This is a genomic window from Xanthomonas sp. LMG 12462, assembly GCF_009192885.1.
In the GTDB taxonomy this organism is placed as follows: domain Bacteria; phylum Pseudomonadota; class Gammaproteobacteria; order Xanthomonadales; family Xanthomonadaceae; genus Xanthomonas_A; species Xanthomonas_A sontii.
Map to the genome: position 1 here is coordinate 1 of NZ_NMPP01000099.1, position 8,390 is coordinate 8,390.

An 8,390-nucleotide genomic window follows, 5' to 3' on the forward strand; every position below is an offset into this window, starting at 1 on the left:
GCTGGCGCCCGCGCCGGCCGGCCCGACGCCCGAAGAAATCGCCGCCGCGGTCCTGGCCGAAGCCGATTCCGATCCGGCCCTGGCCGGCATCATGTCGCAGCAGGCGCTGGCGCCCGCGCCGGCCGGTCCGACGCCCGAACAGATCGCCGCCGCGGTCCTGGCCGAAGCCGATTCCGATCCGGCCCTGGCCGGCATCATGTCGCAGCAGGCGCTGGCGCCCGCGCCGGCCGGCCCGACGCCCGAACAAATCGCTGCCGCGGTCCTGGCCGAAGCCGATTCCGATCCGGCCCTGGCCGGCATCATGTCGCAAGCAGCACCCGCGCCCGCCGCGCTGACGCCGGCCCAGCAGGCCGAGCGCCAGGCCGACCTGGACGCGGTCGCGGCGATGGAGCGGCAGCGTGCCGCCGTGCCGCGCGATCTGGCCGCCGAAGACGATGCCGCCGCCGCGCGCGCGGTCAAGCGTCCGCCGATGGCGGTGCCGCCGGAACGCCGCGCCGAAGCCAGCCGCGCCCAGGCCGCCGGCGCCAAGTTGCCGCCAAACCTGCAGGCCTTCATGGCACCGGCCGTGCCGCATGGCTCGGCCATCGCCCCCGAACGCCTGGCCGAACGCCGCACCCGCTGGCTGCGCCTGCGCTGCGGCGAGCAGGCCTACGCCCTGGAACTGCTGAAGGTGCAGGAAGTGGTGCTGCCGGTGCCGCTGCTGGCGCTACGCGGCACGCCGCCGGCCATGCTCGGCATCATGAACCTGCGCGGCCAGGTGGTGCCGGTGCTCGACCTCGGCGTGCACCTGGGCGCGGCGCCGATCGAGATGGACATGCAGACCCGGGTGGTGGTGCTGGAAGAGAACGGCGAGACCCTGGGCCTGCGCGTGTCCGCGGTGGAAGACGTGGCCAGCCTCAGCGACCAGCAGATCGAGCCGCCGGACAACGCCCGCATCTGCCGCATTTCCAACCATCTGTTCCGCGGCGTGGCGCGGCTGGCGCAGCAGCCGATGATCCTGCTCGACGCCGAGCAACTGCTGCACTGACCCGGGCCGGCGGGCGGCAACTGGGAACGGTGCCGCACTTTCCAACCGCCGCTAAAGCTTTTCAGGCCACGGCCGTTATCTGCCATAGAACCATTGGTGCGGAGCAATGATGAGCACAGTCCCCCTTGGCGAAGATCTCGGTATCGAGACCAGCGCCGACCTGAAACAACGCCTGACCGCGTTCCTTGCGTCGGACGACGTGCTGCGGCTGGACGCCGGCGAAGTCCGCCGCATCCATACCGCATCCGTACAGGTGCTGTGCGCATTCGTCGATGCCCGTCGCAAGGACGGCAAGCGCACCGAATTCGAGGCCTGCAACGCCACCTTTCGCGACGCGGCACGCCTGCTAGGGGTCAGCGAATCGCTGGGCCTTCCTGCAACCCCTGACAATCTGAAATCTGTGGAGAACGCGGCATGAGCGCACGTATCTTGGTAGTGGACGATTCGGCGTCGATGCGCCAGATGGTCTCCTTCGCCCTCACCTCGGCCGGCTTTGCCGTCGAAGAAGCCGAAGACGGCGCGGTCGCGCTGGGCCGCGCCAAGGGCCAGCGCTTCAACGCGGTGGTCACCGACGTCAACATGCCGAACATGGACGGCATCACCCTGATCCGCGAACTGCGGCAGCTGCCGGACTACAAGTTCACCCCGATGCTGATGCTGACCACCGAGTCGGCGGCGGAGAAGAAGTCCGAGGGCAAGGCGGCCGGTGCGACCGGCTGGCTGGTCAAGCCGTTCAATCCCGAACAGCTGATCGCCACCGTCCAGAAAGTCCTGGGCTGATCCCTCCCCTCCTTTTCCGGATTCCCGCCTCATGAGCATGGACCTGCAACGTTTCCACGCCACCTTCTTCGAGGAAAGCCGCGAAGGGCTGGACGCGATGGAAGCCGGATTGCTGTCGCTGGAAGAAGGCAATCGCGACCCCGAGACCATCAACTCGGTGTTCCGCGCCGCGCACTCGATCAAGGGCGGCGCCGCCACCTTCGGTTTCGAGGCGATGGCCGGCCTCACCCACGTGCTGGAGACGCTGCTCGACGAACTGCGCGCCGGCAAGCGCGAAGTCGAAGCGCACGCGATCGACGCCATCCTCGGCTCGGTGGACGTGCTGCGCGCCCTGCTGCGCGAAGCCGAACACGGCGTCCCGGCCGATCCAGCCGCGGTCAAGGCCGTGCACGAGCGCCTGCAGCACGCGTTGAACGGCGGCCCGGCCGCGCCCACCGTCGCCACCCCGGCGGCGAACCAGCCGGCCGAGCCGGAAGCCTGGCAGATCGGCTTCACTCCGGCGCCGTCGCTGTTCATGAGCGGCAACGACCCGCTGCGCATCATCCGCGAACTCGAACACCTCGGTCCGCTGCAGGTCGCCTGCCGCAGCACGCGCCTGCCCGGCTTCGCCGAACTTGATCCGCTCGAGGCCTACCTGGCCTGGGACCTGGGCCTGGTCGGCAAGATCCCGCGCAGCGCGATCGAAGACACCTTCGCCTGGGTCATCGACGACTGCGAGCTGGAGATCCGCCCGGTGCCACCGCCGAGCCTGGCCACCGCGCCGGCGCCGGTGCTGACCGCGCCGCCGACCGCCGCCACCGCCGCCCCGGCCGCCGCCGTGGCTGCCAACGCGCCGGCGGGCAATGCCGCGGCCGCGCACGAAGCGGAAAGCTCGATCCGCGTCAGCGTCGACAAGGTCGACGCGCTGATCAACCTGGTCGGCGAACTGGTCATCACCCAGGCCATGCTCAAGCAGGTCTCCACCGGCCTGGACCAGGCCGTGGCCGAGCGCCTGTTCGCCGGCCTGGACCTGCTCGAACGCAACACCCGCGACCTGCAGGAAGCGGTGATCGGCGTGCGCATGCTGCCGGTGGACGCGGTGTTCCGCCGCTTCCCGCGCCTGGTACGCGACCTCTCCACCCGCCTCGGCAAGCAGGTGCGCCTGCGCACGATCGGCGAAGGCACCGAGCTGGACAAGGGCCTGATCGAGAAGATCGCCGATCCGCTGGTGCACCTGGTGCGCAACTCGATCGACCACGGCCTGGAACTGCCGGAGGCGCGCCGCGCCGCCGGCAAGGACGAGACCGGCACCATCACCCTGGCGGCCTCGCACCAGGGCGGCCACATCGTCATCGAAGTCAGCGACGACGGCGCCGGCCTCAACCGCAACCGCATCCTGGCCAAGGCCGCCGAACGCGGCATCGCCGTGCCGGACAACCCGAGCGATGCGCAGGTCTGGGACCTGATCTTCGCCCCGGGCTTCTCCACCGCCGACGCGGTCACCGACCTGTCCGGCCGTGGCGTCGGCATGGACGTGGTCCGCCGCAACATCCAGGGCCTGGGCGGCGAAGTGCAGCTGGAAAGCGAATCCGGCCGCGGCACCCGCGTGCTGATCCGCCTGCCGCTGACCCTGGCGATCCTCGACGGCATGACCGTGGCGGTGTCGGGCGAAACCCTGATCCTGCCGCTGGCCTACGTCATCGAGGCGCTGCAGCCCAAGGCCGACGACATCCGCACCATGGCCGGCGAAGGCCGCGTGCTGCGGGTCCGTGGCGAGTACCTGCCGATCCTCTCGCTCAGCGACTCCTACGGCTTCGGCCGCATCGAGCAGAGCGAAGAACCGCTGGTGGTGGTGGTCGAGGCCGACGGGCAGAAGCTGGCGCTGGAAGTGGACGAACTGATCGGCCAGCAGCAGGTGGTGGTCAAGAACATCGAGAACAACTACCGGCGCATCAGCGGCATCTCCGGTGCCACCATCCTCGGCGACGGCCGCGTCGCCCTGATCGTGGACATCGGTGGCCTGGTCCGCTCGCTGCGGGTGCAGCAGGCGGCCTGACCGCCCCGTCCTCCCGCGCCACGCCACACACGAGCCCCGGCAGCGATGCCGGGGCTTTTTGTTTGCGGTGCGCGCTGCAATCCGCGTCTCTGCGTACATGGCCGCCTGAGACAGGGCGACGCGCGCTGCACGCAGGTGCCCGCCATCCGACCTGCAAACACCGCAACGCGGCCCTAAAGAACCCGCCGCGATTGCCGATAGCCAATTGAGCGCACAGTTTTTGTCTACATGTGCGTGCCGGTCACACCTGGGGAGGTGGAACCGGCGCTTCAGGGGAGCGATCGGAGGAGCTGCCGGTCGCTGAAGCCGTGCTGCAGCAGTGGGGAAAACGCATCGTGTGCCGTGTTGGCGTGGCTTGGACGCATGTTTCCGCATGCCTTTCGCCTGTTTTACGCACTTCATCACAGATGAAACCAGCATTACGACCGGTTTTCCCTGCTACCGACCACGCCGTGACTCGTCCATTTTCAGGGGGTTCCAACATGACGTCGCTCTTGCAACGCTACAACGTGGGCCGCCGCCTCGGCGGCGCGTTCGGCCTATTGATCCTGCTGTCCTGTCTGCTGGTCGCGGCCGGCCTGCTGTCCATGTCGCGGGCGCGGAACGAGCTGGATCGCATCGTCAAGATCAACGTCGAGAAGATCCGCATCAGCAACGGCATGCTCGACGACAACGCCAACATCCTGGTCGCGCTCGGCACCTTGGCAATGGTGAGCAGCGAACAGCTCAACCGGGAAGCACTGGCGGAAATCAAGCAGCATCGCGCGCACTATATGGAGATGCGCAGGCAACTCGATGCGTTCCCTTCAACCAGCGAGCGCATCCGCACGCTGCGCGCGGAGATCGATGCGCAACGGACGGTCGCAGGCAAGATCAACGATCAGGTGATTGCGCTCGGCGCGGCCAATCGCAACGACGAAGCGCAAGCCCTATTGAACGAAAAGGCGCGACCGGCCACAGCCGCCTGGCAGGCCAAGATTCGGGAAAACGCCGATATCCAGGACGCGCAGATGAAGAAGGCCTATGCCACGGCCACCGAGGCGATGACCAATGGCCGCAACATGCTGCTCGGCGGCGGCCTGGCCGTGCTGATCGTCAGTGGCCTGCTGGCCTGGACCATCACCCGCAGCCTGACCGGACCGCTGAACCAGGCCACCCGCGCCGCCGAAGCCATTGCCGATGGACGCCTGGACAACGACGTGGCGACCGAGGCGCGCGACGAACCCGGCCGCCTGCTGGTCGCGATGGGCCGCATGCAGACCCAGTTGCAGCGCTTCTCCAGCGAAACCGCGCTGATGATCGAACTGCATGCCGACAAGGACGTGACCCACCGCATGCCGCAGGACTTCCCCGGCGTGTACGGCGAGCTGAGCAAGGGCATCAACACCATGATGTTCGAGCATCTGGACGCCATCGTCGACGCCATCGGCGTGCTCAACGAATACGCCAACGGCGACCTGCGCCGCGACGCCCGGCGCCTGCCCGGTAGCCGCGCCGTCCTGCACGAGTCGATGGATGCGGCCAAGGCCAGCCTGTTGGCGATCAACACCGAGATCAAGCGTCTGGCCGCGGCCGCCGCCGCCGGCGACTTCAGCGCCCGCGGCGATGCGGCGCACTTCCAGCACGATTTCCGGCTGATGGTGCAGGACCTCAACGCGATGATGGAGGTCAGCGACCACAACCTGGGCAAGCTGTCGGCCTTGCTGCAGTCCATCGCCGCCGGCGACCTCACCGCGCGCATGGAAGGCGAGTTCCACGGCGTGTTCGCCACCATGCGCGACGACGCCAACGCCACCGTCGAACAACTGACCGGCATCGTCGGTCGCATCCAGACCGCGGCGGTCAGCATCAACGCGGCCTCGACCGAGATCGCCGCCGGCAACGACGACCTGTCGCGCCGCACCGAGCAGCAGGCGGCGAGCCTGGAAGAAACCGCTGCGTCGATGGAGGAGCTGACCTCCACCGTCAAGCAGAATGCCGAGCACGCGCGCCAGGCCAACCAGTTGGCAGCAGGTGCCGCCTCGGTGGCCTCGCAAGGCGGCAGCGTGGTCGGCCAGGTGGTCGAAACCATGAGCGGCATCGAGGCCTCGTCGAAGAAGATCGCCGACATCATCGGCGTGATCGACGGCATCGCCTTCCAGACCAATATCCTGGCCTTGAACGCGGCGGTGGAAGCGGCGCGTGCCGGCGAACAGGGTCGCGGCTTCGCGGTGGTCGCCAGCGAGGTGCGGACCCTGGCCCAGCGTTCCTCGAATGCGGCCAAGGAGATCAAGAGCTTGATCGACGACTCGGTGGACCAGGTGGCCAATGGCTCGACCCTGGTACGCCAGGCCGGCGAGACCATGGCCGAGATCGTGGCCTCGGTACAGCGCGTCACCGACATCATGGGCGAGATCTCGGCGGCCTCGCAGGAGCAGGCGTCGGGGATCGAGCAGGTCAACCAGACCGTCACCCAGATGGACGAGACCACCCAGCAGAATGCCGCCCTGGTGGAAGAGGCCACCGCCGCCGCGCGCTCGATGGAGGAACAGGCCACGCAGTTGCAGGACGCGGTGGCCGTGTTCAAGTTGGATACCCTGCCGGCGATCGCATCGATCGCAGTCGCGTCGACAGCCCGCCCCGCCCCACGCAGCGTGCCGTCTGCGCCGCCACGCAAGCCGCGGCCGGCGCCGCAGTCCGTTGCGCTTGCCCAGGCGGCCAGCAGCGACTGGCAGGAGTTCTGAGTCCTCGTCGCAGTCGCATCGATGCGCGGCCGTGCACTGCACGGCCGCTCGACAGGCGACGCCGCGATGTCGGTGCGGGGCAGCCAGGCTGGCTGGCTGGCTGGCTGGCGCCCGCATCGTCTCCATCGACGCGGCGTACGGCAACCACTGCCGGCACGACCGCACTGAGGCGCTCAAGAATCTCCTGCGCCTGTCGATACCAAATCGAGCGCACGCTTTTTGTCTACACCGGTGCGTGCCGACAGGGCCTGGGGAGGTCCGTCGGCGCTTCAGAGGGATCGCTCGGTGCATGCGCCGATCGCTGAAGTCGCAAAACCGAACGGGGAAACCGCAGCCCTGACGACTGTTCCTTTTCGCGCCTGCCTTCGGCACGCGCGCAGCTTCGACTTGCAGTTCCTTGGTCCGTTTCGTCAGCTTGCCTACACCCGGGATCTCCGGCGCGCCACAACACGCGTCGTTCCTTCATTCGTACACGGGGGGCCACCATGCATGCGGTCTTGCGACACCGAAGACGCATCCACCCAGCGATCGACCGACGCCGTCGGCGATGGCAGGCGGAACTGGGGCATGCCAACGCCATGGTCACCGTCGCGAGTGCGGCGCTTTCGCACGACCCGCCTGTCGCGTCGCCCGTCATCACGCCATGTGACTGGCGCCGCCCCCAGCGCAGGCCGTCCGCGTCTGCCCGCGTCCACCGCCGACGTCGCATTCCTGCGCGCCGAGCAACCTTTTCGCCCCTTGGAGATGTGAAATGACCCGCCTTCTGCAACGCTACAACGTCGGTGTCCGCCTGTCGGCGGCCTTCGGCGTGCTGATTCTTCTTTCGGTGGTCCTGGTGATCATCGGGCTGTCCGGCATGGCCGAGGCGCGCAAGCACCTGGACATGATCGTGCTGGACCGCATGGCGAAGATCGAATTCAGCAACCAGATGCTCGACGCCAACTCCTCCGTGCTGGTTGCGCTGAGCACCTATACCACCTCCACCAACGCGACGATGCGGCAAGAGGCGCTGGAGACCTTCAATCGGCAGCGCGAGCGCTACGCCGAGGCTCGCGCCAAGATGGACAAGCTGTCCAGCACCGCCGGCGGCCGCGTCATCCGCGCCGACATGGACGCCAAACGCGCCGCTGCGAAACAGATCAACGACGCCATCGTCGCGCTGGGCGAAAAGGGCGAGAATGCCCAGGCGCTGGAGATGCTCAATCGCGAAGCGCTGCCGGCAACCCTGGCGTGGCAGAGCAAGATCCGCGAGTTCGCCGACCGGCAGAAGTCGCAGGCCGCCGAAGGCTATCAGTCGGCGCTGGACGCGATGCACCGTGGCCGCATGCTGCTGATCGGCGGTACCGTGCTGGCCCTGGTACTCAGCGCCTTGCTGGCGCTGACCATCACCCGCAGCCTGACCGCACCGCTGGGCCTGGCCACCCGCACCGCCGAGGCCATCGCCAATGGCGACATGCACAATGCCGTGCGCACCGAGGCCCGCGACGAAACCGGCCGCCTGTTGAACGCCATGGGTCGCATGCAGCAGCAGCTGCAGGCCGTGCTGGCCGCGCAGGCCGATATGGCCCAGCGCCACGACGCCGGCCAGATCAGCTACCGCATGGACGAAACCGTGTTCCCAGGCGACTACGGGCGCATGGTCCGCGACAGCAACGCCCTGGCCGCCGCGCACATCGCGGTGACCGAGCGCTTGGCGCAGATCATGGGCCGCTACGCCATCGGCGATCTGTCCGAGAACATGGACCGCCTGCCCGGCGAAAAAGCCCGCCTCACCGAGACGATGGACACGGTCAAGCACAACCTGACCGCGATGAACAGCGAGATC

The 8,390-nt window shown here is 68.1% G+C and carries 6 protein-coding genes; all 6 read left to right on the plus strand.

The window, feature by feature from the left end; all coding sequences use genetic code 11:
• The coding region (locus tag CEK69_RS19980; protein WP_152247552.1) for a chemotaxis protein CheW at positions 1–1,027 on the plus strand (1,027 nt) is incomplete at its 5' end.
• A 109-nt stretch (positions 1,028–1,136) separates the two neighbouring features.
• Positions 1,137–1,445, plus strand: a complete 309-nt coding sequence (locus tag CEK69_RS19985) for an STAS domain-containing protein (RefSeq protein ID WP_010341777.1) — start codon at positions 1,137–1,139, stop codon at positions 1,443–1,445.
• Complete coding sequence (locus tag CEK69_RS19990; protein ID WP_010341778.1) at positions 1,442–1,807, plus strand: response regulator; 366 nt, start codon at positions 1,442–1,444, stop codon at positions 1,805–1,807. The genes CEK69_RS19985 and CEK69_RS19990 overlap by 4 nt, the downstream gene beginning before the upstream one ends.
• A gap of 31 nt (positions 1,808–1,838) precedes the next feature.
• A complete protein-coding gene (locus CEK69_RS19995) occupies positions 1,839–3,842 on the plus strand; it encodes a chemotaxis protein CheA (RefSeq protein WP_148827701.1) in 2,004 nt (667 codons plus the stop codon).
• Positions 3,843–4,324: 482 nt separating this feature from the next.
• Positions 4,325–6,565: a methyl-accepting chemotaxis protein gene (locus CEK69_RS20000; protein WP_152247554.1), complete on the plus strand. Its 2,241-nt coding sequence runs from the start codon at positions 4,325–4,327 to the stop codon at positions 6,563–6,565.
• A gap of 751 nt (positions 6,566–7,316) precedes the next feature.
• Positions 7,317–8,390, plus strand: a 1,074-nt coding sequence (locus CEK69_RS20005; protein ID WP_152247556.1) for an MCP four helix bundle domain-containing protein, incomplete at its 3' end; no start/stop codon positions are given.